We start from the raw sequence: 21679 nt of genomic DNA on the forward strand, positions 1-21679 counted from the left end.
TGACCTCAGTTCAGGATCGATGTCAGATCGGCGAGCAGCGATGCAGGGTTGTTCAACACCCTGGGCTTACCGTCCTTGGGGATGAGGACCAGTGCAGGGGTGCTACGGACTCCGAACTCACTGGCGATTCGGCCTCCCAGATCGGGTTGAAAACCCTGGGTCGGCAGCTGGCTGGATTGTTGGTTGAAGACTTTCCTCGGGTCCCATGTTTCCTGATCGACGATCACGAAGAATTGTGTTTCGACCCGCTCTCCGAACCTGGCTTGTGCCTGATCCGCCAGATAGCGGATGTTCTTCACCGCATCCGAGCTGTCAGCCACGAAGGCTTTGATCGTTACGTCCGCTGCGACTTCGCGAAGTGGCTCAACAAAGCGGCCGATTTGCTTCTGCAGTGCTTCGGCCTGCCGTTTTGCGGCTTCCATGTCTTGTGGAACTGGGAGACCGCTCAATCCAGCGATTGAGGGGAGTACGCCAGGCGTTGATGCAGCCAGCGTTTTCTGAACCTGGATCAGCATGGCCTCGCTTCCCTTATGGCCACGCTTTGCTGCGGCTTCGAAGAAGGTCTTGGCGCGTTGCAGATGATCAGGTGTGTCGTTCGCCCGCATCATCATCATGCCAAGGTGGTACATAGCAGTGACGTTGCCGGCCTTGGCCTCGGGGAACAGGAGATCCCAGGCCTTCTGGTTCTCACCCTTGAGCATGAGCACAAGGCCCTCACCGACTCGCTGATCCTCTGAAGGACCTTTTTCAGCAGCGTGGATCGAGGCGCTGAGCAGCAGGCTACTTAGCAGCAACGGCAATACCCGCACGGGCTTTCTCCTTCTGGTAGATCGGCATGAACTTCGCCATGTAGGCGTCTCGATAGCGCTTGGTCTTCGAGTGGTAGTAGCCAACGGCTTGGAGGTCTGATCCGTACTGCTTCTTGAGCTCAGCGAGATGGCTGGCCGCATAGCTGAGGTTGAACGCTGGATCGAGCCATTGCTGAACGCTGCCCTTACCTTTTCCATGGAAGCGATAGCTGATCTGCGCAATCCCTAGGTCTGTGTTGAGCAGCCAGATCCTGCGCACTCGAAACTGGCAGTCCAGGACCTCCTTGCTGTCGTCGGTTCTCTGTTGCAGCGCCCGGAACCCCTGCAGCTGATGACTTCGCTGGTAGCTGGAAGCGAAGCTCTGTGCCGCGCGTTCTGTGGGAAAGAATCGGCGGATTGGCTTGGCGTCTTTCTCGGGGATGATCTTCACCAGCCAGGGTGCAGTAGTGAGCGCCCAAAGCGCGTTTACGGCCTGGTCTTTGGTGCTGAACCAAAAGCCTTCCCCATCGACGTTGAACACCCAAGGGCTCTTCTTGGACTCCTTCTGCACCAGGGCTCTGAAGACGATTCGATCAGCACCATATCTCTGGGCTACCGAGTCAATGAGCGTGTCGTAGTTGAAGTCATCTGCGGTGGCCAGTGAGGCCACAGACAACGTAATGGCGAAAAGGGCACCTCTCATCCGCGTACGTCCTCGATGGTGGTGAAGTGTCGTTTGCGCAACCACTCCAACGCCTTGCTTCGATCGCGGGCACATGCATCAAGACGGCGGAATGCCTCTGGGTGCGGATCGACAGAGGAGGTACCCAAGAACTTGTGGGTTAGCTCGTGATGGATGATGTAGCGAAGGACGAAGACGGGAGCCCCTTGGCCAGCAGTCTTCGAGAGAATCGGGTGGACAAGGAGGAACTCGTCACCATCCACCATCTCGATGCTGCCGGGTGCCACGTAGATCGTGTCATCGCAGACGCGATTCACTTTTTTGGCGACATCAGGCCAGGTTGGGTCCTTCAGGAGGGTCAAAACCTTCACGTACAGCAGAGCAGCATCTCGAGGGCCATCCGGAGAAAACTGCGCGAGCAGATCCTTCGCTGCCTTGAGGTCTTTCTTATGGAAGGCTTCGACACCCAGTTTCAGATCAGCCAGTTCCTTCGGCTGAAGATGCTGGATGTCGGTGACGGGTTCGGGGGACTCACACGCGCTGGGTATTCCCCAGCGCGGGCGGATTTCGATGGAGCCGCCAAAGTAGGCGCGATTAACTTCATCAGCCAGGCGCTCCAGATTGATCTGCTCATCTGGAGAAACCTGAAGCAGGACGTTAGATCGGGCCGCACCCATTCGTAGCACTCCAAAATTTATGGGCGACCTGACCATTCTTGTCTTGCAGGTCCAGACGATCGCCCACGATTGACACTCGATATCCATCAAGGAAGTCGCCTTGGCCAACCATGTCTTCACCGCCACCACGGACGATGAATGCATGAGCGACACAGGTAGAGCAGTTGCGAGCAGCTTCGGCGATAGCCTTCACGCAGATCCGCGGCCGAGCATTGGTAGCAGCAACAGGAGAAGCTTTTGCCCTCGGTTGTTGCGTCTTAGCCGTGGCCTTGGCCACGACACGATGCTGGACCGGGGTCGGCTTTGCCTGCTTGGCTTGCGCTTCTTTAAGGTCGGCCTCGACCTTGTTGAGCTTCTTCTCCAATGCAGCGATCTGTTCCGCTTGCGCGGCGACGTCGGCATTGGTTTTCGCCAAGGCCACCTGCTCCACAGGCGTTTCCTTTCCTGCTCCACTATCCGGGTTGGCTGGAGTGGTTCCAGTGAAAACGGGGGGCTGGTTTCCAGGGGCAGGTTCGGAGGATTTCGGCTCCTCGGAATGACTTGCAGTCGGAGCGGAACCGCCGAAGGGATTGGCCTGTTCCGTCTGTCCTGGAGTGAAGGGCTCAGAGGTTTCCGCTGCAAGATTCGGCGATGCACCAGCATGATCAGCCGGAGTGCTCAGTGGCTGATCTGCCCCGCCGAAAGCCGGCTGAGGGGAGGGCTGATCAGGTGCCGGTTGGAATGGCACGGAAGCTTCCGTCAGAGGTACTTGGTTGTGCTCCCCTGTTGCGCCAGGGCCGGCGAGAGGTAGCGCGAGATCGTCCTTCTGTACCGTCGCTGGCTCAGTCTCAGGCACCCCTGCTGGCTCCGTGCCGAATGCCATGCCTTCTTCGGTCGCGTTATTCGATTGCTGTGTAGCCTCTGTCTTTGCAGGCGCTGGTTTGTCGCTCGGGCTGTCCATCTGTCCCTTGGCGAAGATGACCACTGCAACCAGGAGGATGCCACCGATCAGTTTCTGCCCCTTGGTCAGCTTGTCTATCGGGTTGGTCTTCTTCGGAGGTTGAGCTGCCGTCTCCTCCGGGAGAGGCTCATTGGGTTCATCGATGTCGTCGAGTCCATCGGACCGAGGAGGTAGTTCGTCGTCGGCCCCGCCGAGTTCAATCGTTGGCTCGGCCGTGCGATCGGCCGCATCCTGGCCTTGTTTCTTGCGACCGAGATTCCCCACGCCGGCGGTGATCTTGCCCACGAGGTCCGTCAGGGAAGGTTTGTCTTCTTTGCTCATCTTATTGTCCCAATACCGGCAGATAGGTAGGTGCTTCTTCCGTCCAACGCCCGGGGGCAATCTGGACGCATTCCTTGTGGCTCGGAACAAGCATTCCGTTCTGAACCCGTGCGGGAATCTCGACCCCACACTCAATCATTGGAGGGTCCCAGGTGAAGCGGTCGCGCGCGCGCATCTTGCCCTTCAGGTCGGTGAGGACCTGAGTGACACCTTCTTCATAGGCGCGGCGTTCGAGTTCGGTCTGAGGGGTGTAAAGGGGCTTAATCGGTTTGGCTTGCTCTGCGACGATGCTTTCGCGCGGTTCGTACTTGGACGAACAGGCTGCGATAGAGGCGAATGCGGCCACAGCCGCCAGAGTTTTAAGCAGCTTGGTTGACATTGTATCGAGCACCATACGGGTGAGTTTTTGCCAGTTCGGTGATTGCTTTCTGCCGAGCCTTGGATTCGGAAATGGAGAGCTTCTTGACGATCTCCTGGGTCTTGCGCTCACGCATGGTGTAATCGTCTGGATGCGAAGACGCGATCCAGAGCGCCATGGGACTCGCGAACAGGCGGAATACGCCGCTGTAGTATTCGCTCTTGGTCGTCCGCATCCTGTAGAACACCTCGCTGTAGAGCGGCGGAAGGGATGCGAGCGAGCGCCACAGATCGATCTCTTCGTTCGTAAAGGCCAGATGCTGCTGCGCGACGTCGTAGTCGGACTGGGAGCAGGCCAGGAAGAAGTAGTGCGACGTGTTCTCGAGGATGCCGTCCTGCGAGTCTCCCGTCCCAGACGTTTCGGCGTTGATCAGCTTCACGAAGTCCTTGACGGTCTGGGAGATCAGAAGGCACCCCGCACCGTAACGACGGAGCTCCCGGTAGAAACTGGAGAGTGCCGATGCCGCGGTTGGATCAGACAGGGTTGCCCATGCTTCATCGACCGCAACGATCTTTTTCCGATTCCGATCGAGCTTAAATTTGCAGTAGAGGTCGATCTGACGGAACAGGGCCAGCGTGACAACCGGCAGTGCAGGCGACTTGGCCATCCGCTGTGTTTCGAGGACGGTGAAGTCGTTGTCCCACTGCACCTGCAGGAACCCATCGAACAGAGCAGCGAAAGGTCCCGAGCCGTAGTACAGCGTCAGTGCCTGTGCCAGTGTCTCGCCGCTCTGTTCAGTGAACTTCGTCCTGACCAGGTACGGAATGAAGTCGCGGAAACGAGGCTCGTCCTTCGGACGGGTTGCAATCCAGTCGGTGTAGAACTCGTTCAGCGCCTGGTACAGCAAAGGCACTGTCACCGGAGTGATAACGGAAGTTTTGGCCTGCTCCGAGGAGCTCGACGTGATCATCATCACCAACATGCGAGCGATGAAGAACATGTCCTCCAGAGACGGCATAACGGCTTGGCCGTTCTCATCGGTACCGATCCAGAAGGGATTGATGCAGATCGGGTTGATGGTTCTGCCGGTAATGGGCTCTTTGAAGGGCTCGGTCGCCAGACGGATGTAGTTCCCGTCTAGGACCAGACAAAGGCTCTCGTAGGAGTCGCCCTTGTCGATAATCCACACCTTCGGGCGGTACTTCACCCGCAACGCCATGAGGAGGTTGTTGAAGGTGAAGGACTTACCAGTTCCGGTTGAACCGCAGATCAGGCTGTGTGCCGTGTTGGTCATCTTGCCCCAGAGATCTAGGTAGATCGGCTGGCCGGCACGATTGTTCATCAGGATCGCCGGGTCGGCGCATCCTTGGTATTCCACGAAGAACGGGCAAAGGTGGCTGAGAGATTCAGTGAGGTGCGGTGTGTCTCGCCGGAACAGCTTCATGCTGCTCTGACGGAAGTTCAGCGGCATGCTGTTTCGAACGGCAGCGTCACCACGGTGAGCTTCCTTGTGGCCAACGCGCCAGAGTCGGTTCTCCAGCTGCATGGCCTGGTCGTCGACCTGGTGCTCCACAAACCCCATCAGGTTGATATGGAGAGAAACGTCGAAGAACTGCTCTCGGTTGGCCCCGTTTTCAGCGCTGATCTTTGACTTCACCTTCTCCAGGTCGATGCGTTGCTGAGCAAGAAGGTCCTTGTCGCCGATCTTCATCGCCTCCTTGCCCGACTGCATCCGCCCACGTGCCCACAGACGGCCCATCATCGCTACCGGAGAGGGTACGCTCCAGTTGATGGTGACCAGGGACTCGCTCTCGATACCGGACATAGCAACCTGCAGCATTCCAGGGAAGCTGCTCAGGGGTTTGCCCAACGCGGAGACAGGCCGAATGTAGTAGGGGACCCCGGAATCGTGGATGGTCCAGCCCTTTTCCTCAGTCTCTACCGATGCGAACAGTGGTGCGTCGTTCAGCGCCTCGCGATTGGGGACGGTGCTGGGGTTCTTCAGGCAGTCGAGTACCGGAAGGTCTGGGCGGTACCTGGGCGGTTCCACTTTGAACGACCTGACCGGATTGAATAGCTGGTACTGCAAGTTGATCAGGCCCTGTCCATTGAGGGAGGCGGGGGAGAACCCGAAAGCTGCCAGGGCTTGGCCAATCTCATGGCACAGCTGCCCGAATTTCTTCGCGTGCTTGGTGTATTCGCGATGCGCGAGTTTGTTCGCGTCAATCAGGCCCATCGAAGCGAGAGCACTTTTTGCGGTGTTATCAATGAACTTGCCGAACAGGTACTCGGGGCTCCAGAGCAGGACGAGGTAGAAGTCAGTGACGTAGGGATACCGGCCCTGGCTGACTTCGCGTTGGATTTCCTCCGTGACGTTGGACTTCACGTCCTCGTCTTCCTCAGCCCAGGGGTTACCGCCCAGCAATAACTGACGCACGTTCCCGCGGAGCTGCTCGTCATCGATCTCTGCGAGCGCGTCCTCACGCATTTTCTCGATAGTCTGATCCGAGAGCTTGGTGAAGAATCCATCGGGGGAGCCGGCTGCTTGAATCTGGCGATCGACGATGGAGTTAGCGATCTCTGCCGCAAACTCGTCGTCCTCCGCATTGATGTTCGCGCGGTAGATCCCGAGCACTTCACGGATATCGCGATGAGTGTGACGGATGAACTGACCAGCAGAGCCGGCTGGGTATTTGTTCAGAACGTCACCCAGGCCGCGGCTGAGTTGCCACAGGTCTGCGTTGTTAAGTAGCGAAGCATCCATCCCGCGCAGCTTCCAGATCTTCGCGAAACGGCCGTCGATGGTATGGAAGTAGCTGCCATGACGTTCATATAGGAACGCATCCGACAGCAGCTGAATCGGCATGCCGCCCTGGTATCCCCGGCGGGCCAATCCAGCCAACTCGGAGTCATAGAGATGCAGGTCGGTATGTTGGGGCTTAGCCATCAATGGCCCCCTTCAGCGTTGCAGTGATCACCCTGCTTTCTGGGTACACAGTCACGCGCGCGCCGCTCACACGAGTGAGGTACTCCGCGATGTCACGCAGGGAGTTCGGGTGAGTGTTGATCTTGATGACTTGGTTCTGATTAACCTGAGGGTCGAAGTGCGGGTCATACCCCGATGCTGCGGCCGAGAGGCGGACAATCTCGCCAAGAGTCAGGTCCTGGTGTTTGAACAGCTGCGCCCAAGGGATCTGATCCCCTTCAATCAGCTGGCGCTTGGTGGTGCTGTTCTTCTTCTTGAAGATTTCGCGGTACAGGGCCACATCCGGCTGGAATACCGTGAGGTCTTGGCCGGAGCCAAGGATCATCTTGGTGTGGTACTCGCGGATGGCGTCCTTGTACATCTGGGGGAATGCCTCGGCGAGAGCCGGCCCAGTAATCACCAGAAGAGCAAAGGCGACGGTTAGTTTGCCCACTCTGCTTCCTCCACGATGATGTAGTCCCAGCGACCGCCATGCTTGACCCCAGATTTGGAGTCGGCGTAAGGCACGACCCATACGGGTGCAACCACGTCCGGATTTCGGATCGGGAAGTAGGGCTCGCTGGAGCCCAGCTCAGGGCGAGCTCGAAGGCCTTGACGGAGCAGGGCGACGGTGTCGCGGCTGGCGCTGCCGTGCACGGCATCGTAGATCTGGTCCATCGACGCGCTGTTCTTGAAGGGCTCATCAGTAGAGCAACCAGTGAGGGTCAGAGCCGCTGCTGCCAGCAGGAGGAAGCGAAGATTCATGGTTGGTTCCTAGATGAGGGTGTCGTACATGCCAGGGTCGATCTCGAACGGCTCGGCGGGTTTGAGCACTCGGAACGTCTGATCGGTGACAAAGCGGAGCTTGATGCCGGGCTCGACGATCACTGTGTCCACCGCAGCGTTGGCTTCTCGCTCGAAGCGCTCGGAGATCTTCTTGAACATCCCTGCGATGCCCTCGTTTACGGCGGCTTTGGTGGAGTCACCTGTGAGCTGGCGAGTAACAGAGCTGGTGCCGTTCTCAACCGAGCTGTTGGTGGTGAACTCTGATTGGCTCAGCGTCGAGGCGTACGCGGCAGCAGCTGCTGCGGCAGACTGCAGGGCCAGGGTGCGGCCGGAAGCTTTATCGAGACGGCCATACACGTCTTGTTCGTTGTCACGGGTATCGACGATGTAACCAGTGGCCGGAACAGTCTGAGCACCGCCAGTCTCATCCCAGTAGGAGAGCTGCTCGATACGGATCGTTGCGCGACCAGTGTTCGAGCTGGAGTTGCGATTGCCCGAGCAGAGGCCCATCAGGTGGATGGTGCCCAAGTCGCGTTCAGCGCCGTTTGGGCCTTTGAAAATTCCACGTACAGGAAGGACCACCGGGCGCGCGGGGATCTTGCCTTCCTCAGAGGAGCCAGGTGCGTTGGCGCCGATAGGGCATGCCACGCCGTGCAAGGTCGTAACCTCGACGAAGGAGAAAGCTGGCACCTCGTAGGTTTCCGGCAGCGAAACGTTGACTGTTTCCGCAGCAGGCATCGGGTCAGGTCGCGGCTGGCGCCCTTGCATCTTCGCGAGAGTCGCGTCGGTGCTGTTGTAGGTGTTCACGCCCTGGCGTTGGATGCCATTCGTCTCGGGGGCGGACATGTTGGCGAAGAGGTGTTGCTCAGTGTCTGCAGTGGAACCAGCGCCGCCCCCGCTTTTCCCGGTGAACTGTTGCCCGTCGGCGTCCCCATTGTTGAGCAGGAAGTAGTTCGGGCCGTACCGGTTTGAGTTGGAGCTGGTAGCCGGGACCGCTGGCATCGGAGGGGCCATCGAGAAATCCTCGAGGTTCAATCCCCCATCCTTGGACTCCGGCGGCAGAGGCATCGCTGAACCGTGGTCCAGCTTGTTGACTCCGTTGTATACGCCGTCGACCTGATCCTTGCGCAGCTGAGCGATTTCCTCGCTGAGGGCTCGGATCTCGGTGTTCGACTTTTGCTCTGCATTGCGTTGATCAGTGGCGAACTTATCTTTTAGCGCTTGGCGGTCTTCTTCGCCGCGCTTGATCTTGTCCTCGAGGGTCTCGATCTTCTTCGCGAACTGAGTCAGGGCCGCATCTTTGTCCTGGATGGTGATCGAGTTGATCTTGTCACCGCCCAACTCAACGGCTTGCGGTTTGTCAACCGAAGCGGACCCTTTCGTTTCACTCGGGCCACCCATGAAGTTCATTGCAACCGCGAGCGCGCCGACGCCTGCAACTATGTACAGACCACGCTGCTTGGTAATGACATTCTTCTTTTGATCGTTGTCGGCGCTCACTGGACTTTCTCCGAGACGATAAACAGAAGACCGCGGTGCGACTCACCATAGACTTCAGTGATGTATTCCGGGGAGGGACCGAGGATTCGGGAGGAGGGCAGCATCGAAACTTGGCGCGCAATACCAAGGGCTTCTTTTACAGCCTTGTTGCCATAGTCGATTTGATCGATGGCTACTTTGGTCGCTGTGCGGCCGTTGTTGATTACCTCGTAAGTAGTGCCGATGTACTTAGGGCCAACGACTTGAGAGCGAAGTTTGAATTCCAGAGAGCCCTGACGAAATACAACACGATCAGCCTCGGAAAGTCGGGAAAAATCCTGCTCGCGATACCCGGAAGGCAACTTCCCGTCATACAAGTAGTTCATCAGGCCCTTCACTCGACCTTTCGAGTCACGCGCCATAGCAGAACGATCTGGGATTGGTTGTCCGCTGATCGTTACTTGACTGTCCGCACAGCCAGGCCGAGTGATGAGCTTGAGGATGTAGGTCTGCTTGGACGGGCCATCTACGTAGGCAAGCCCCGTGTAGAGAGGGTCTGTCGCCTGAAAAGCCAGCTTGTTCTTGATCGGGGATGGGTAAAAATCCATCCCTTGAGTTACTTCTAGGTAAATACCATCCAGATAAGGCTCCGGGAACAGAACCTCAGCACGCTGGGTGTCGTTTGAAATGAAAACCTCAACCGGCGTGTTGTTGTACACGACGGTCCGTGGGTTCCGGTTGCATTTTTCGTCTGCAGCAAACGCAGTCGTTGTAACTGCAGCGATGATAGCCGCAGCTATGAGTCGCTTCTTCAATCCGAAATCTCCTGGATGTCGAAGTCATCAGCCACTACAGCCCACTCATAGTATTTAGAGGGTTTGACCGGCTTGATGAGGATCTTCACATTGTACTTAGTCTTCCGGAAGACCTGGTTCAAAGTGGCCCTGTTGCGTTCCGCTTTGAAGGAGACAATGTAACCCTGGGGGCTAACTTCGACTTGATAAGGAGAAGATTTTGTGAATACCTGGGTGATCTGTTGTTCGACAGACTGATTCGCAACAATTTTCAGTTCGTCTTCTTTCAGAGCTCGCAGTCGAGGCGACATCATGCGCAGCGACTCCTCAGCGTTGGTACGTGCCGACTGCGGAGTGAAGTTGTAATAATTGTCCAGGAAGACCGCAACGAAAGCGATGATATGGCGCTGTGGGATTTGACGCTCGCTGATAAAGACTCCCTCTGAGTTCGGGAATCCATACATGACGCGTTCGCTCTGCAGAATCCGATTCGTTTCCTGAAGGGATCGATTCATGTTGATCAAAACAACGATAACAACCGCCAACACGGCTGCCACAGCAATGAGCGTAATGATTGCTCGCCCAGCTCGGAGTTCACTTGCGCCGAGAAGGTTGAATAGTTTCAGCGGTGGGCCGTATTGCTCGCTCATGTCAGGGCTCGTATCGATTGCAGTAGGAAGGGGCGGGGATCAATCCGAACTCGATCCAGATTCGTGCGCTTAGGCGTCCCAGCTTTCCGATCGCTTTCTGAACGGCCGGAAATTCGCTGGTCATGACGTAGAGGTCGCCAACTAGGGTGGAGGCCTTCAGGGCCAAAAAGCCCTGAGGCTGATTCCGGGTTAGGCGCTTGAAGAGCCACAGGCAGAAGAAAGCGATCGCGAATGCCCAGAGGTTTTCGCCGGTTGTCTTGCTGACGATCACCAGCGGGAACATGAACGCCAGCAAGTCCTCCTGAGTCAGGCCGCCGAAGTTCACCGGGGAGGTAGCAAAGGCATAAGTCGATGACTCACCTGTGACTCTCAAGTGCATCGTTACTTGCTCCCAGAAGCACCGGTCATGTCGAAACCGGCCAGGTTGCCCGCCTTGATGACGATGGTTTCCCCGAACAGGCAGATCAGAACCACCAGGACGAACACCCACCAACCACGCGCACCGGCGAAGAGGACGGAGATCAGCAGCATTCCCAGGCCCGCCCACAGGCCGTAGCTCGCGATCAGTCGCCACCAACCCAGGAAGCTGTTGTTCGACTGCTTGGCGATTTCCTTGTCGGGAGCGAAGTCGCCGTCGAATGCCGCCATGGCAATCTCGGGCATCGCCACCATGAAGGCGGCAACCGCCAGGGCGAGGACCGCCAACGCGAAGCGTTTCAGATCCTCCGTTTTCAGTTGCGGCGCGAGGCCAGTCATTTGCATTGGTCAGTCTCCGACTCGAGTTGGTGTGAAAAACAGGCCATCGGGGGTAACGGAGTGATACCGGAGGCGTTTTTGCTCCGGCTGAAGCACTACGTTGATGGTCTCTTCCACGGGCCTGACCTGGCTGAGCATCCTTACGAGATCAAGTCCGGGAAGTGGGGCGCTGGCTTCGGCCTTTTTCAGTTCGTCCTGAGCCATGCGAAGGTTTTGCGCAGCGAGGGACAGGTGCTCAATGGCACGCTGGTATCGCGGGTCGCGCTGATCGATTACGTACGGGTCGGAGTCAGCAGCTGCGTACTGGGCTGTCATAGCCAGCAGGCAACCAACTCCCAAAGCCCAAGCGTGAACATTCATAAAGGGCCCTCCTTTCCCCAATAGTGGAAAGTGAGTGCCCCTTTTCTTGGGCTCCGGGTACGGCCGGTGTTGCACCGGCCATCAGCAGGGGAGGGTTGGGGTCAGGAAGGACGCTTTTCTTGGAAAATTTGGCTCAGCCAGCGTCTGGTCCGATGGAACTGAGCAAGGACTACCTTGCCCAGGAAGCCGAACAGCTGAACGGTAACCAGCGACAGAACGATCTGGATGTAGTTGAACACCGTGCGAATGAAGGCGTTGATGATCAGTGACGTCAGCCCCCTGGTGGGCTGAAACGCCAACCCAAGCGTGATGATCACCCCGCCAATTGCCAGATATGCAGGCCAGCCGATTCGCTGGACGTGGAACTGAGTGATGTCCAGGAACCAACTCCAGATGACGGTGAAGTCCCAATCCCAGTTCCGAAGCTTGTCTTGCCAGTTCATTGGCTCACCTCATTGGTCGAGTTTCGCATGCTAAATTCAGCCTCCAGTCATCCGGTTCAGCATCGCCTTGTTCTTCTCGTGGAAGCGTTGCCAGGCATTCACGCCCGATTTAGCCCGGCGTGGACGGCGGACCAGGCGCATGTCTTTGAAGTGCACGTTCGGGAAGGTGTTGCGAACAAGCGGCATCCGAACGCGATACGTGCCGGACTTCGCCACGATGATCCCGTCGCCCTGGTCCAGGGATGCGAAGTCCTCCGGTTGCAAGATGTCCTCTCGCGTGGCCTTGAATCCGGTACTGGAGCTGGAGCCTTCCGAATCGTTTGTGTAGAGGCCGGACTGCTCCGAGGCGTAGCTTTGCCCTGTGCTGCTGCCCGACGACTCCTGGACGAAGCGTTTGATCATGGTGCCCGCCAGCTTCACGGCGAACTCCCTTGTCTGGGCGTCCCTGATGTCGCAGTAGAGGTGCGTCCAGCAGTTGCCCAGCACCATCTCCACGAAGGCAGGAGAGATGTTCTGCAGGAAGCCGACACCCTGGAAGGCGATGATGATCGGGACGTTGGCCGATCGCGCGAGCTGGAACAGCGAAACCTGACTCTCGTCCATGAACGAAGGGTATTCGTCGAAGATCGCCGGGCACATCATCAACGGTTTTTCTTTGGAGAGCTGGATCTCACCGATCGCCCGGGCCAGGTCCGAGATGAACAGCTTGCCGAACAACTCCACGCCGTCTTTGTCAGCTAGCGACGACATGGACAGCACAACGACCTTGTTCTGAAGGATCGCTTCCTTGAGATCGACATCGGGGCTGTAGGTGTTGACGATGCTGGAGTATTCGCTGTGTGCAAATGCCGAGAGCTTGGAGACCAGACCCTGCAGAAGTTGCTTGTAGCCCTTCAGGTTCCAGGCCTCATTCTGCTCATCGAACCAGAAGCGCAGGTAGCTGTGCAGCCACTCCACGCCGTCGTTGTGATAGATCGAGTCGGAGGTCCGAATGCCGCGTATGAAACTGAGAAGGAGGTCGAAGTCACTCAAGACCGCGATGATGTCCTTGATGTGGAACACCGGTTCCCCGGGCTGCAGCTTCAAGGCGAGGACTGCGGCGGTCAGCGAGTAGCGCGCGATGTCAGTCCAGAACTCTTCCTTCGAGTTGGCTTGGAGCTTCATCGCGGTGGAGATTGTGGCGCGCACACCGCCCGAGAAGAACGGGTTGTAGGAGTGCGACATCTCCGGGAACTCGAAGTTGATGATCTGGAGCTCATCAAGCCGGCCGGCGGCCTCCATCATTCCGTAGATCGAGCCAGAGAAATCAGAGTCTGATTTCGCTTCGATTAGCAGAAGGCCTGCCCCTTTTTTTATCTGTTGTTGGATGATTGCCAACAGCAATTCCGTCTTGCCGGTCCCGGTCGCAGCCAGCAGCGCTACATGGCGCGTCATGATGTCATCGGACAGCATGAAGGGGATCATCGAGGGGTAAGTCTCGATCAGCTCGCGCCGGATATCGTCGGCCGTAGCAATGCCCTTGGAGGTGGTTATCGCGTCCACGCGGTCCTTCCACTCAGTCCAAGGGATGGTCTTACCCAAGAACGTTGAGCGCCGGAAATCGCAGTCCGGGATTGGAGCCTCGGTATAGCCAGCATCCCAAACGTCGGTGGTCGATGACTCCGCTTCCTTCCTGTCCAGCATGAGCGACCAGATTGCACAGCCAGCGGCGATGGCGATCGTCAGTGGCAGCGGCATGAACGGGATTGCGGCCCCTACCAACGGCAAGCTGATCGCAATGTTCCGCCGGCGCTGGATCTCCGCGTGTTCCGCGGCGAGCGCTTCAAGTCGTGCTGATTTGATCGACATCTGGGTTCATCCGTTTGATGAGAAGGGACCGCGCCATCGTTGGCTCACGCTCCGTGTATCCAGTGAGCAGTCCATCGAGGGCGCCCACGATCAGAAGAGTGGTCCTGGCGCTATTGAGGAGAGTGGAGAGGAGGGTGGAGTTGATCAGCGCTTGCTGACCTTCCCTGACAACCAGGACAACGACCTCATAGACCCGGCCACGGAACAGCTTCGGTGTCATCACTGCCCCCTGAAACACGTCCAGGCGCTGCGCCAGGTTCAGCCGGAACTGGTTCCCAAGGCGGTCTACTGCATCGAGCCGCTCAGGGTTGAGGTCTGCTGCCGTGAAGACCGAGAACGGAGGATGGTTCGTACTTGCTACTGACTGCCGGACTACGAACGGCAGTCCCTTGAACAACCCTTTTCCGTGAAACTCAACCAGCCGCTCCTCACCGGTGAACTCTCGGGCAATGGCGGCCGCCATCGGCCCCAGAAGGTCTTCGCCGGCGCTTCCGCGTGCTGAAGGTGCAACCACCCTAATGTCCTGCAGCGGATCAATCTCAAGCTGCTGCGCGAACTCCCTCAGAACTAGCGGCAGGGTTTCGTTAAGGAGGTCAGTCGGCACCGGGAGCCACGAAATTGCCTGGCACGGATCGAAGCTCTCACTGTTGGCTTTGAGTGTGCCGCTCCATATTCGGCGCGAGGCTTCGCGCTGATGTGTCCGCGCTGAAAGCCAGAAGCTGGCCTGGAACGTGCGCGATGGGCCGGCTTGTGCCAACTCTGAGAACGGTTGGCCAATGGAGTGTGCGGGTAGGTCTTTCACTGCACCCAGCATGTAGACCCTACTGGTCTCTGGCACTGCGCGGAGGATGTTCACCATCTCCTCAACGCCCAGGGAATCAGCGCCAGCAATGATCAGCACGTCGGCGTTGATCGGCCGCTTGCCGTGCTGCGCCGGGACGCCCGTCTTCGGGTCGATACCGATCAGGGCTGAGTAAGTGAAAACGACCGTGTCGTCGGTGATAAGGCGACTGACCTCGTCGGCCATCTCGCTGGTATAGGCGGAGTACACAGCGTCGGCGCCGAACCCAGACAGGAAGAGGTCCAGACCTCGAATCACTGCCATCTGGTCGTCGAGGGTTTCGCACTGGACCAGTGCGAACCGCTCGCTCAACAATGAGCGAAGCCCGGCGGACAAGCTTTTGGTCGCTTGTGCGTCGAGTTCCAGCGGTTTTAGCAGCTTTGCGGCCATCTTGTCCGTCGGGACCAGATCCTCAAGGTCCGAGCAGCCAAGGCCTGCCCATTTCTGCACCAAGGTGGCAAGCGACTTCTCCGCGTCATGAAGGCTGAGCAGCTGGAGCTGTCCATTGCTGGCGTGCACGACCTTGGCCATCGCCAAATCAGTCACCGCCTGGGCGATGAGAGGCCTGATCTCGTCCTTCGTCAGCCGCAGCATCTTCATTACCGCCTCGATCAGCGGGCGGCCCTCAACGTAGCTGTGTCCAAGCCAGGCTTCGCGGCGTAGTACGCCAATCACTGCACCCTTCACCGCCGATACGGTGTTGCTGGTCACCCCGAAGCGTTTGGCCAGGTTCTGTGCTGAAGAGAAGAGGATGTCCTCGAAATGGACGTAGAGGAGGTAGGGGTCCTCCTTCAGCACCTCACTGAGGTTCGCTGTATAGCCCAGCCGCCGCTGCAGCGTAGCCAGCTTGGCCGGGGGGATACCTTCGACATCGATGTGGGCGAGAGCGAGTTGCTCGCTGCGCTGTGTTGCCCAGGCCTGGCCGAGGGCTTGGGCCTCCGGAACCGAGATGCCGGCCTCAACGAGTCGGGTAGGCGACTGGTCCAGTATTGGAATCAGGTTTTCGCCGAAATGCTGAACTGCCTTGCTTGTAACGCTGCGGGGAACCTTGGTCAGATCGCTGAGATATCCAACCAAGGACTCGACCTTGGCCGGTGGCATGGAGGTGAACTGGCTGACATCGAAATCAGCCCCGTCCAGGTCAGGAACTCGTTTCCCGTAGAGGATGTAGTCCTCATAGAGGATGGCGTTGCCGAAGTTGCCAGTACCGGTGAATGAGGTGTTGTCGTCCCGTCTGAACGTGCATACCGACCACGGGCCGGCGGGGTCACGGAAAACAATATCGACGAGAGTGCCGCGTTCGCGGTTGAGGGACTCAGCCCCATTATCCTGCTGTGGTGTCATGCTCATCCGCTTGGTTGTGCGCGGCCGCTGTTCATGGTCCGCACGCTCTTATGGACGCCGTTGAAGCTTCGCGCGATCTGGTTCGCCAGGTCCGTGCGGATGGCAGCTGCATCACTCACCAGCCCTGGGTAAAGGCGCGTCAGCCCAACGAAAATGTCGAAGTCCACCAGCAGATCCACCGCCGGCAGTACCTGCTCAGCGATTACCAGGGACTCGTCATATGCTGGGACTGCATCCATCCCGTTGAACAATCCAGTCGGGTCGGTGAAGAGGAAAGGACGGAGCTGCCGCAGGACCTGGTTCCTGGCGTGCTCAATCTTGGGCAGCAGTTGGCCTTCGGCCACGCGAACCTCTTGCTTTCCTTTGCAGCCGAAAAGCATGCCCGAGGCCTTGGCCAGGAAGTGGGGGAGGGAGGTGTTAATCGTCGCGGGCCAGGTACTCCCATCGACCAAGAACGCCTTCGCTTCCGGAGTGTGGATTTGGGTGGGTTTCATGTCTTGGTTCCTTTTCCGAATAGTTGGTTAGGAGTGGCCCTTTTTCGTGGGTCACCGACAAATTGGGTCGACAGGATTATCGTTGGTCCAACGATTCATCAGGCAATAAAAAACCCCGCCGTGGCGGGGTTTTGCGTAGCCGTTGTATTAGCCGTTCACAGAATCCTTCAGTCCTTTTCCAGGGGTGAAGCCCGGAATTTTTTTGGCGGAAATCTCGATAGCCTTGCCGGTTTGAGGGTTACGGCCGGTGCGAGCGGAACGCTCTTTGACGCCGAAGGAGCCGAAGCCGACGAGGGCCACAGTGTCGCCTGCCTTCAAAGCACCGGTGACGGTTTCGATGAGCGCATCGACTGCTTTGCCGGCTACCGACTTCGGAATGTCAGCGTGTTGGGCTACAGCTACGATCAGGTCCTGCTTGTTCACTGTCTCAACTCCAGATTGGATTAGGGAGGTAGGCAGTATAACGACCGATCGCAGTAGTCCAACTCAAACTGAGTATGGAATGTTCGGCCTGTTGCTCGCAGGCCGAAGTTTGATCAGAGCAGGCTAGATCCAAGGGCGCCAGCCAGGAAGCCAACACCAATCAGCGGCAGGATATTCGCGATGGTTTTCGAGCCAGCGCGATGGAATAGATATCCCGCCACCCACGTCATGGGCGAAATGAGGTAGGCAGCGACGAGTTGAACCGAGGTCAGGCGGATCGACAGAGCTGCATCACTCGCAGGAACTGTCCCAATCATGGCGGCCAGTGCCAAGGCAGCGACACTCAAGCACAGCAGAACTGCCAACATGGCGTTCTCGCTGTATTGGAATGGGCCTACATGGATTTCGGTGGCGCTTTTGAAGGTTTCAGACATCGCGCATTCCTCCTGACTCACGACACAAGGGTAGCAGCACCTGTTAGAGCTAGACAGGGGGATGAAGCTCCAGAATTTGCTCTTCGGCGGTCCTGAGCACTTCGAAGACCTCATCCGAGCAGCCGTGGGCGCTAAGACCTTCCATCGCACGGGCGAATGCCTTTGCGTGTGCCTCGGCAAGCTCCACAGAGTCAAAGGCGGCCTGGATCTGCGGATCAGTTGCCACAGGTGCGAGCGCTACAAGCCCATTGGCGTAAAGACGGCTTTCCCAGTGACTCGGTTCGACGCCGGCGGCGCGGAAGTAGATGAAGCTGAGTTGATCGGCCAGGGTGTACGCGGCGGCGCCATAGCGCTGGTCGAACGCCTCCCGTCCGTTGGGGGGGGTTTGAAAGTTCATTGCTCTCTCCTGTGGTTCGTGTCGAGAACAACTTAACGGCGGTGTATTTCACTTCAAGTGACCGGACATTGCGGATTTCAACGGGTGGTTCCCACTTGAACGAAAAAGGTCGCTCGTTAGGATGGGCCTATTCACCAATCCTTTCGGGTTCCGAAAATGACACAAGTGACCATCACACAAGAGCAACTGTTGGCCATGCCTGCCTCGGACTACATGTCTGCTCCGCAACTCGCTTTTTTCAAGGTCCTCCTCCTGAATCGAAAAGCGAAGCTCCAGGAACTGTTAAGCGATCGTGCCGAAACTCTTCGCGGGGAGTCGGACAATCGCCTGCCTGACATCGCGGACACCGCGAGCGTGGAGGAACAGCGTTCAATGGAGCTGCGAATGCTTCAACGCTACCAGTCTGAACTGAAGGAGATTGGTGGCGCGTTGGAGCGGATCGAGGAGGAGAGCTATGGATGGTGCGAACAAACGGGTGCGGAGATCTCGCTGCAGCGCCTGCTGGTCGCGCCAACCGCAAGCCTCTGCGTCGACGCACAGGAAACGCTCGAGCGCCGTTCTCAACACCAACGCGTTGCCTAACCTCAGGTTTTGGGGGGAGCTCCCCCCAACATCTACCGCTCCACACCTATCTCCTGCACTACTCAAATCACGCTCTAAACTCAGTCCTATCTCGGCGATAAGTCTCCAATCAGGAGCTGCTGCATGGACGCAGGTCTTCGCGTTCCCCTGTGGGTCTCTGGCCTCTTGTATCTTGCGGCCCTCGGCATCGCTTTGTTCTGTTTCAGTGCCGGGCTGCGTTCCGTGTATCTCCTTGGGGCCTCAACACCGAATGGTTGGGCTCTGGGGGTCGGACTCTGGTTCATCACCAACCACACCCTCCAGTTGCTCATCATTCGACGTCGGCGAAGGTATAGCGACGGGCGTGAGTTTGGCGTCGACCTGGTCAACTGCAGCATGCTCTTGCTGGCATTCGCAGCCCTCAATTTCCTTGAATCGCCGCTTCCTCTCGGCCAGGTGTGGGTTGTGTACCTGGTTTTCCTTGGCTTGCCCCTGGTTGCTGTGATCAATCGAGTCGGGAGGGGAATAACGTGGCGCGGGCTTCAATGGGTGATCAGCGCTTTGGTTGTTGTTTCCCTCGGCGTGGACTACTTCAGATTCGGGTTGCTGGTGCGCCTGTTCGCCCCTGATGTCACGAACGCAGTGCTGCTTGTGTCCATGTTCCTGCTCCTATGGGCGCGTCACTACCGCGTGCAAATCGATCCCTAGACGAGGGGTGAGGTATGCGAGCTTTTGCACTGCTGGCCTGCATTTGTGTCTTAGCGGGCTGCACACACGAGCCACTGAGCCGTGGGTTACCAGTTCAAAATCAGAAGTGGGGATCAGAACCCAAAATTCAGTTCCTGGGTGTTGGAGGGTGGCTGATTCACTGGCGTGGGGAAGGGGTGCTGCTGGCGCCTTCGTTCAGCAACCCCGCAAGCTTTGGGCTCCTTGGGATACCGCCAGCCCATGTGATCGCGAACAACGAGCGTATCGATCGCCTCATGCCCCCGGCTGACGACGTCACAATGCTCCTAGTTGGCCACGCGCACTACGACCACCTACTGGACGTGCCGCGTGTTCGAGAGAAGCACACCCCGCACGCAACCGTGTACGGTTCGGAGACTGTGAAGCACATTCTGGCCGCGGCGAAGACTGCGGACGGTCAGAAAATCTTCCCGCCGGGTTCAGTGGTTGTCCCGGCGATGGACCAGATTGCTGATCACCGAAGGCCCGACCTGCCGGGCACCTGGTTCTACTCCGGGGGTGGCACCCTAAAAGACGGCGATCGCCATTCGCCTATCCCTCCCGGCACGACACGGGCCATGCCCATCACCAGCATGCATGCCGGCCACCTGTTCAGGCACAACTTCATAGGCGGGGAGTATTGTTGCAAGGACCTCGACCAACTCCCCACTGGGATACTGGACTGGAAGCTGGGGCAGGTAACCATTTCCTGGCTGATAGATTTGCTGGGGGAAGATGGCAAGCCCGTGTACAGGCAGTACTACCAGGACTCAGCTGCAGAACCAACATTCGGGTATCCACCACTGATCGCAGATTCTAAGCCAATCGACGTTGTTGTGATCTGCGGCGGAGGATGGAATCAAGTGGACTACTATCCGACTGGACTCCTCAAGGTGACAAAGCCACGTTTAGTGATTCTGGGTCACTGGGAGAACTTTTTTGGCAACGACCCCGCTACTCCAGCGCGCACGATCCCGTTCCTCAACTACGACGGTCTCCTTGAGCAATTGAAGCCGTACAACTTTGTGGTGCCAGAGCCGATGTCGGATGTCTTGCTCCCGCCACCTCTAGTCGCGGACTGACCACTCAAGATCCGATCTGAATGCGAGAAGCTTTGACTTATGCTCCGGACCGTTACAATCCCTACCGTGACGACTGGAGATCGTGGCCATGAGTAAGGATTTGAACACTGCTGAGGAGATGACCGGCTACGTGAAGCGTTTCGACGCTGAGCGCGGATTTGGCTTCGTTGACGGAGCCGATGGCAAGTCTTACTTCCTACACATCAGCGAGGTTCGCGGTGGTGAGATACCTGATGCTGGTCAGCAGGTGCATTTCACTCCTACCGCCACTGAGAAGGGCCCCGCTGCTATGGCAGCGAGCCTCGGCCAGGCTCCGTCGAAGTATTACGTCGACCTCACGAACTTCATCGTCTCGTCTACCGACGTCCTTCCTGGTGGTGATATCGAGATCATCGGCGGCGTGCATTGCCCTCTCATCGGCTCGTTCATGTCCGCCGGCGATGCCGAGCGGGAGCTTGTGAACTGCGCCAAGGCGCGGGGGGCGAATGCGATCATCAACTTCCGCATCCAACGATCGAGCCAGCCCAGCCGGGACAACCCGAACTATCTGCAGACTGTCTACTCCGCATCAGGAGAACCGGTGTATGCCCAGCGAGTAGCGTTCTCCGCGGACCCGGATCTTCTCGAACGCGAGTACGCGCGAGTCAATGCCATGCTGGCTGAATTCGCTCGCCAAGAAGAACGCGACCAGACCCCGATTGTCGGCCGGGTGAGCAAGGGCACGTTGGGAGAGATCTGGGACTCCGCCGTGATTCCTTCGCTGAGACTGGGAGGGAAAGCCTTGGAGTGGGGCTGGAAACGGCTTCAATCCCGCCGCACTTAACCAGAAAGGCCGGCTAATTGCCGGCCTTTTCCGTTTAGGCGTTCACAGGATTGCGAGCTTAGCGAGTAGGACCTTGACCTCGCTGTAACCATACTCCTGCAGGAAATCATCGTACGTTGTGGGGTACCGGATGACGGCCTGGGCGTAATACTTGAGGGGCACCGCCACATCTTTGGCATTCAGGTACTCCCGATCTATGAAGTGGTTGAGCACAAGCATGTGGTCAAAAAATGCCTCAAAGGCATCGCGGATGAATTCCTGCTGCTTGCTGAAGCCCAATCCTTTTTGCGCCACCGCAAGTGCTGGCCGGAGTTCATTCCAATGCACGACATAGGGGTTTCCAGCGTAAGTGAAGGTACGGCCTGACCAGTCCATCATTCGCATGGCTGCTCGCGCCAGGGGGTCAGAGAAGACCTCGTTGATCATGTCATGCGATGCCGCGAGCTGGCGCTGTCGGTGATCCTCCTTCCGCTGCTTGACCGACTCCTCTGCAGTTCGTAGGCCTCGAAATAGCCCAACAATCGCAATTAATGCAGCCGTAAGACCGCCCGCAAGATCGAACCATTCCTTCAGCGTGGTCGGCCCGAACGGTGGCGGTGCCTTCGCAGTTTCTTCTGCGAAGGCTTGCGCCATCGGCGCAAGCGTCATCAGTACGTAGGTCCAGAAGACGTAGAGCCTCTTCCTTGGGGCAACCATGATGAGACACC

26 protein-coding genes are annotated in these 21679 nt (G+C 57.8%); 4 read left to right on the forward strand and 22 right to left on the reverse strand.

What is annotated here, in order from left to right; translation table 11 throughout:
* Positions 1 to 5: 5 nt before the first annotated feature.
* The 21 genes from C167_RS0119765 to C167_RS0119865 form a co-directional block, all read right to left on the reverse strand.
* Entirely contained in the window at positions 6 to 809 is an 804-nt protein-coding gene (locus tag C167_RS0119765) for a sel1 repeat family protein (RefSeq protein ID WP_017520029.1), read from the reverse strand.
* Entirely contained in the window at positions 781 to 1491 is a 711-nt protein-coding gene (locus tag C167_RS0119770; RefSeq protein ID WP_017520030.1) for a transglycosylase SLT domain-containing protein, read from the reverse strand. The genes C167_RS0119765 and C167_RS0119770 overlap by 29 nt, the downstream gene beginning before the upstream one ends.
* The gene (locus C167_RS34590) at positions 1488 to 2147 is read right to left on the reverse strand and encodes a hypothetical protein (protein ID WP_157791859.1); all 660 of its coding nucleotides are present in this window, start codon (positions 2145 to 2147) and stop codon (positions 1488 to 1490) included. The genes C167_RS0119770 and C167_RS34590 overlap by 4 nt, the downstream gene beginning before the upstream one ends.
* Positions 2128 to 3408 (reverse strand): hypothetical protein, encoded by a 1281-nt coding sequence (locus C167_RS0119780; RefSeq protein WP_017520032.1) that lies wholly within the window; start codon positions 3406 to 3408, stop codon positions 2128 to 2130. The genes C167_RS34590 and C167_RS0119780 overlap by 20 nt, the downstream gene beginning before the upstream one ends.
* Position 3409: 1 nt before the next feature.
* Positions 3410 to 3787: a hypothetical protein gene (locus C167_RS0119785; protein ID WP_017520033.1), complete on the reverse strand. Its 378-nt coding sequence runs from the start codon at positions 3785 to 3787 to the stop codon at positions 3410 to 3412.
* Positions 3768 to 6713, reverse strand: coding sequence for a VirB4 family type IV secretion system protein (locus C167_RS0119790; protein WP_017520034.1), 2946 nt, complete (start codon positions 6711 to 6713; stop codon positions 3768 to 3770). Before C167_RS0119790 ends, C167_RS0119785 begins: the two co-directional genes overlap by 20 nt.
* Positions 6706 to 7185, reverse strand: coding sequence for a hypothetical protein (locus tag C167_RS0119795; protein WP_017520035.1), 480 nt, complete (start codon positions 7183 to 7185; stop codon positions 6706 to 6708). The genes C167_RS0119790 and C167_RS0119795 overlap by 8 nt, the downstream gene beginning before the upstream one ends.
* On the reverse strand, positions 7173 to 7496 hold the full coding sequence (locus C167_RS0119800) for a TraV family lipoprotein (protein WP_017520036.1): 324 nt from the start codon (positions 7494 to 7496) through the stop codon (positions 7173 to 7175). Before C167_RS0119800 ends, C167_RS0119795 begins: the two co-directional genes overlap by 13 nt.
* A 9-nt stretch (positions 7497 to 7505) precedes the next feature.
* Positions 7506 to 9017, reverse strand: coding sequence for a hypothetical protein (locus C167_RS0119805; RefSeq protein WP_017520037.1), 1512 nt, complete (start codon positions 9015 to 9017; stop codon positions 7506 to 7508).
* Positions 9014 to 9811, reverse strand: a complete 798-nt coding sequence (locus C167_RS0119810; protein ID WP_017520038.1) for a hypothetical protein — start codon at positions 9809 to 9811, stop codon at positions 9014 to 9016. Before C167_RS0119810 ends, C167_RS0119805 begins: the two co-directional genes overlap by 4 nt.
* On the reverse strand, positions 9808 to 10440 hold the full coding sequence (locus C167_RS0119815) for a hypothetical protein (RefSeq protein ID WP_017520039.1): 633 nt from the start codon (positions 10438 to 10440) through the stop codon (positions 9808 to 9810). Before C167_RS0119815 ends, C167_RS0119810 begins: the two co-directional genes overlap by 4 nt.
* Before the next feature lies 1 nt (position 10441).
* Entirely contained in the window at positions 10442 to 10819 is a 378-nt protein-coding gene (locus C167_RS0119820; RefSeq protein WP_017520040.1) for a hypothetical protein, read from the reverse strand.
* 2 nt (positions 10820 to 10821) lie between these two features.
* Positions 10822 to 11202, reverse strand: a complete 381-nt coding sequence (locus C167_RS0119825) for a hypothetical protein (protein WP_017520041.1) — start codon at positions 11200 to 11202, stop codon at positions 10822 to 10824.
* A gap of 3 nt (positions 11203 to 11205) precedes the next feature.
* A complete protein-coding gene (locus C167_RS0119830; RefSeq protein WP_017520042.1) occupies positions 11206 to 11556 on the reverse strand; it encodes a hypothetical protein in 351 nt (116 codons plus the stop codon).
* A 101-nt stretch (positions 11557 to 11657) separates the two neighbouring features.
* Positions 11658 to 11999 carry a hypothetical protein gene (locus C167_RS0119835; protein WP_017520043.1) on the reverse strand — a complete coding sequence of 114 codons (342 nt, stop codon included), beginning with the start codon at positions 11997 to 11999 and terminating at the stop codon, positions 11658 to 11660.
* Positions 12000 to 12035: 36 nt separating this feature from the next.
* Complete coding sequence (locus tag C167_RS0119840; protein WP_017520044.1) at positions 12036 to 13847, reverse strand: type IV secretory system conjugative DNA transfer family protein; 1812 nt, start codon at positions 13845 to 13847, stop codon at positions 12036 to 12038.
* Positions 13822 to 16032, reverse strand: coding sequence for a helix-hairpin-helix domain-containing protein (locus C167_RS0119845; protein ID WP_235154341.1), 2211 nt, complete (start codon positions 16030 to 16032; stop codon positions 13822 to 13824). Before C167_RS0119845 ends, C167_RS0119840 begins: the two co-directional genes overlap by 26 nt.
* A gap of 2 nt (positions 16033 to 16034) precedes the next feature.
* On the reverse strand, positions 16035 to 16526 hold the full coding sequence (locus C167_RS0119850; protein ID WP_017520046.1) for a hypothetical protein: 492 nt from the start codon (positions 16524 to 16526) through the stop codon (positions 16035 to 16037).
* Positions 16527 to 16673: 147 nt separating this feature from the next.
* The gene (locus tag C167_RS0119855) at positions 16674 to 16949 is read right to left on the reverse strand and encodes an HU family DNA-binding protein (protein ID WP_017520047.1); all 276 of its coding nucleotides are present in this window, start codon (positions 16947 to 16949) and stop codon (positions 16674 to 16676) included.
* Between the two features lie 113 nt (positions 16950 to 17062).
* Complete coding sequence (locus tag C167_RS0119860) at positions 17063 to 17383, reverse strand: hypothetical protein (RefSeq protein ID WP_017520048.1); 321 nt, start codon at positions 17381 to 17383, stop codon at positions 17063 to 17065.
* 49 nt (positions 17384 to 17432) lie between these two features.
* Positions 17433 to 17780 carry a hypothetical protein gene (locus C167_RS0119865; RefSeq protein ID WP_017520049.1) on the reverse strand — a complete coding sequence of 116 codons (348 nt, stop codon included), beginning with the start codon at positions 17778 to 17780 and terminating at the stop codon, positions 17433 to 17435.
* 156 nt (positions 17781 to 17936) lie between these two features.
* Here C167_RS0119865 and C167_RS0119870 point away from each other — a divergent pair, with 156 nt between their 5' ends.
* The 4 genes from C167_RS0119870 to C167_RS33375 all read left to right on the forward strand — a co-directional run bounded on the left by C167_RS0119870 (position 17937) and on the right by C167_RS33375 (position 20972).
* The gene (locus tag C167_RS0119870) at positions 17937 to 18362 is read left to right on the forward strand and encodes a TraR/DksA family transcriptional regulator (RefSeq protein ID WP_017520050.1); all 426 of its coding nucleotides are present in this window, start codon (positions 17937 to 17939) and stop codon (positions 18360 to 18362) included.
* Between the two features lie 123 nt (positions 18363 to 18485).
* Positions 18486 to 19049, forward strand: a complete 564-nt coding sequence (locus tag C167_RS0119875; protein ID WP_017520051.1) for a hypothetical protein — start codon at positions 18486 to 18488, stop codon at positions 19047 to 19049.
* Between the two features lie 275 nt (positions 19050 to 19324).
* Positions 19325 to 20149 (forward strand): MBL fold metallo-hydrolase, encoded by an 825-nt coding sequence (locus tag C167_RS0119880; protein ID WP_235154342.1) that lies wholly within the window; start codon positions 19325 to 19327, stop codon positions 20147 to 20149.
* Between the two features lie 88 nt (positions 20150 to 20237).
* A complete protein-coding gene (locus tag C167_RS33375) occupies positions 20238 to 20972 on the forward strand; it encodes a cold-shock protein (RefSeq protein ID WP_017520053.1) in 735 nt (244 codons plus the stop codon).
* A gap of 42 nt (positions 20973 to 21014) precedes the next feature.
* Here C167_RS33375 and C167_RS0119890 read toward each other — a convergent pair whose 3' ends face one another.
* The gene (locus C167_RS0119890) at positions 21015 to 21668 is read right to left on the reverse strand and encodes a hypothetical protein (protein ID WP_017520054.1); all 654 of its coding nucleotides are present in this window, start codon (positions 21666 to 21668) and stop codon (positions 21015 to 21017) included.
* Positions 21669 to 21679: the final 11 nt, after the last annotated feature.

It is taken from the genome of Pseudomonas nitroreducens TX1 (assembly GCF_000313755.1).
Classification (GTDB): Bacteria; Pseudomonadota; Gammaproteobacteria; order Pseudomonadales; family Pseudomonadaceae; genus Pseudomonas; species Pseudomonas nitroreducens_A.

Coding starts and splice junctions, on each gene's coding strand:
- C167_RS0119770 (WP_017520030.1), bottom strand. CDS start 1,491: ATGAGAGGTGCCCTTTTCGCCATTACGTTGTCTGTGGCCTCACTGGCC.
- C167_RS34590 (WP_157791859.1), bottom strand. CDS start 2,147: ATGGGTGCGGCCCGATCTAACGTCCTGCTTCAGGTTTCTCCAGATGAG.
- C167_RS0119780 (WP_017520032.1), bottom strand. CDS start 3,408: ATGAGCAAAGAAGACAAACCTTCCCTGACGGACCTCGTGGGCAAGATC.
- C167_RS0119785 (WP_017520033.1), bottom strand. CDS start 3,787: ATGTCAACCAAGCTGCTTAAAACTCTGGCGGCTGTGGCCGCATTCGCC.
- C167_RS0119790 (WP_017520034.1), bottom strand. CDS start 6,713: ATGGCTAAGCCCCAACATACCGACCTGCATCTCTATGACTCCGAGTTG.
- C167_RS0119800 (WP_017520036.1), bottom strand. CDS start 7,496: ATGAATCTTCGCTTCCTCCTGCTGGCAGCAGCGGCTCTGACCCTCACT.
- C167_RS0119815 (WP_017520039.1), bottom strand. CDS start 10,440: ATGAGCGAGCAATACGGCCCACCGCTGAAACTATTCAACCTTCTCGGC.
- C167_RS0119820 (WP_017520040.1), bottom strand. CDS start 10,819: ATGCACTTGAGAGTCACAGGTGAGTCATCGACTTATGCCTTTGCTACC.
- C167_RS0119825 (WP_017520041.1), bottom strand. CDS start 11,202: ATGCAAATGACTGGCCTCGCGCCGCAACTGAAAACGGAGGATCTGAAA.
- C167_RS0119830 (WP_017520042.1), bottom strand. CDS start 11,556: ATGAATGTTCACGCTTGGGCTTTGGGAGTTGGTTGCCTGCTGGCTATG.
- C167_RS0119835 (WP_017520043.1), bottom strand. CDS start 11,999: ATGAACTGGCAAGACAAGCTTCGGAACTGGGATTGGGACTTCACCGTC.
- C167_RS0119840 (WP_017520044.1), bottom strand. CDS start 13,847: ATGTCGATCAAATCAGCACGACTTGAAGCGCTCGCCGCGGAACACGCG.
- C167_RS0119845 (WP_235154341.1), bottom strand. CDS start 16,032: ATGACACCACAGCAGGATAATGGGGCTGAGTCCCTCAACCGCGAACGC.
- C167_RS0119850 (WP_017520046.1), bottom strand. CDS start 16,526: ATGAAACCCACCCAAATCCACACTCCGGAAGCGAAGGCGTTCTTGGTC.
- C167_RS0119860 (WP_017520048.1), bottom strand. CDS start 17,383: ATGTCTGAAACCTTCAAAAGCGCCACCGAAATCCATGTAGGCCCATTC.
- C167_RS0119865 (WP_017520049.1), bottom strand. CDS start 17,780: ATGAACTTTCAAACCCCCCCCAACGGACGGGAGGCGTTCGACCAGCGC.
- C167_RS0119870 (WP_017520050.1), top strand. CDS start 17,937: ATGACACAAGTGACCATCACACAAGAGCAACTGTTGGCCATGCCTGCC.
- C167_RS0119875 (WP_017520051.1), top strand. CDS start 18,486: ATGGACGCAGGTCTTCGCGTTCCCCTGTGGGTCTCTGGCCTCTTGTAT.
- C167_RS0119880 (WP_235154342.1), top strand. CDS start 19,325: ATGCCCCCGGCTGACGACGTCACAATGCTCCTAGTTGGCCACGCGCAC.
- C167_RS33375 (WP_017520053.1), top strand. CDS start 20,238: ATGAGTAAGGATTTGAACACTGCTGAGGAGATGACCGGCTACGTGAAG.
- C167_RS0119890 (WP_017520054.1), bottom strand. CDS start 21,668: ATGGTTGCCCCAAGGAAGAGGCTCTACGTCTTCTGGACCTACGTACTG.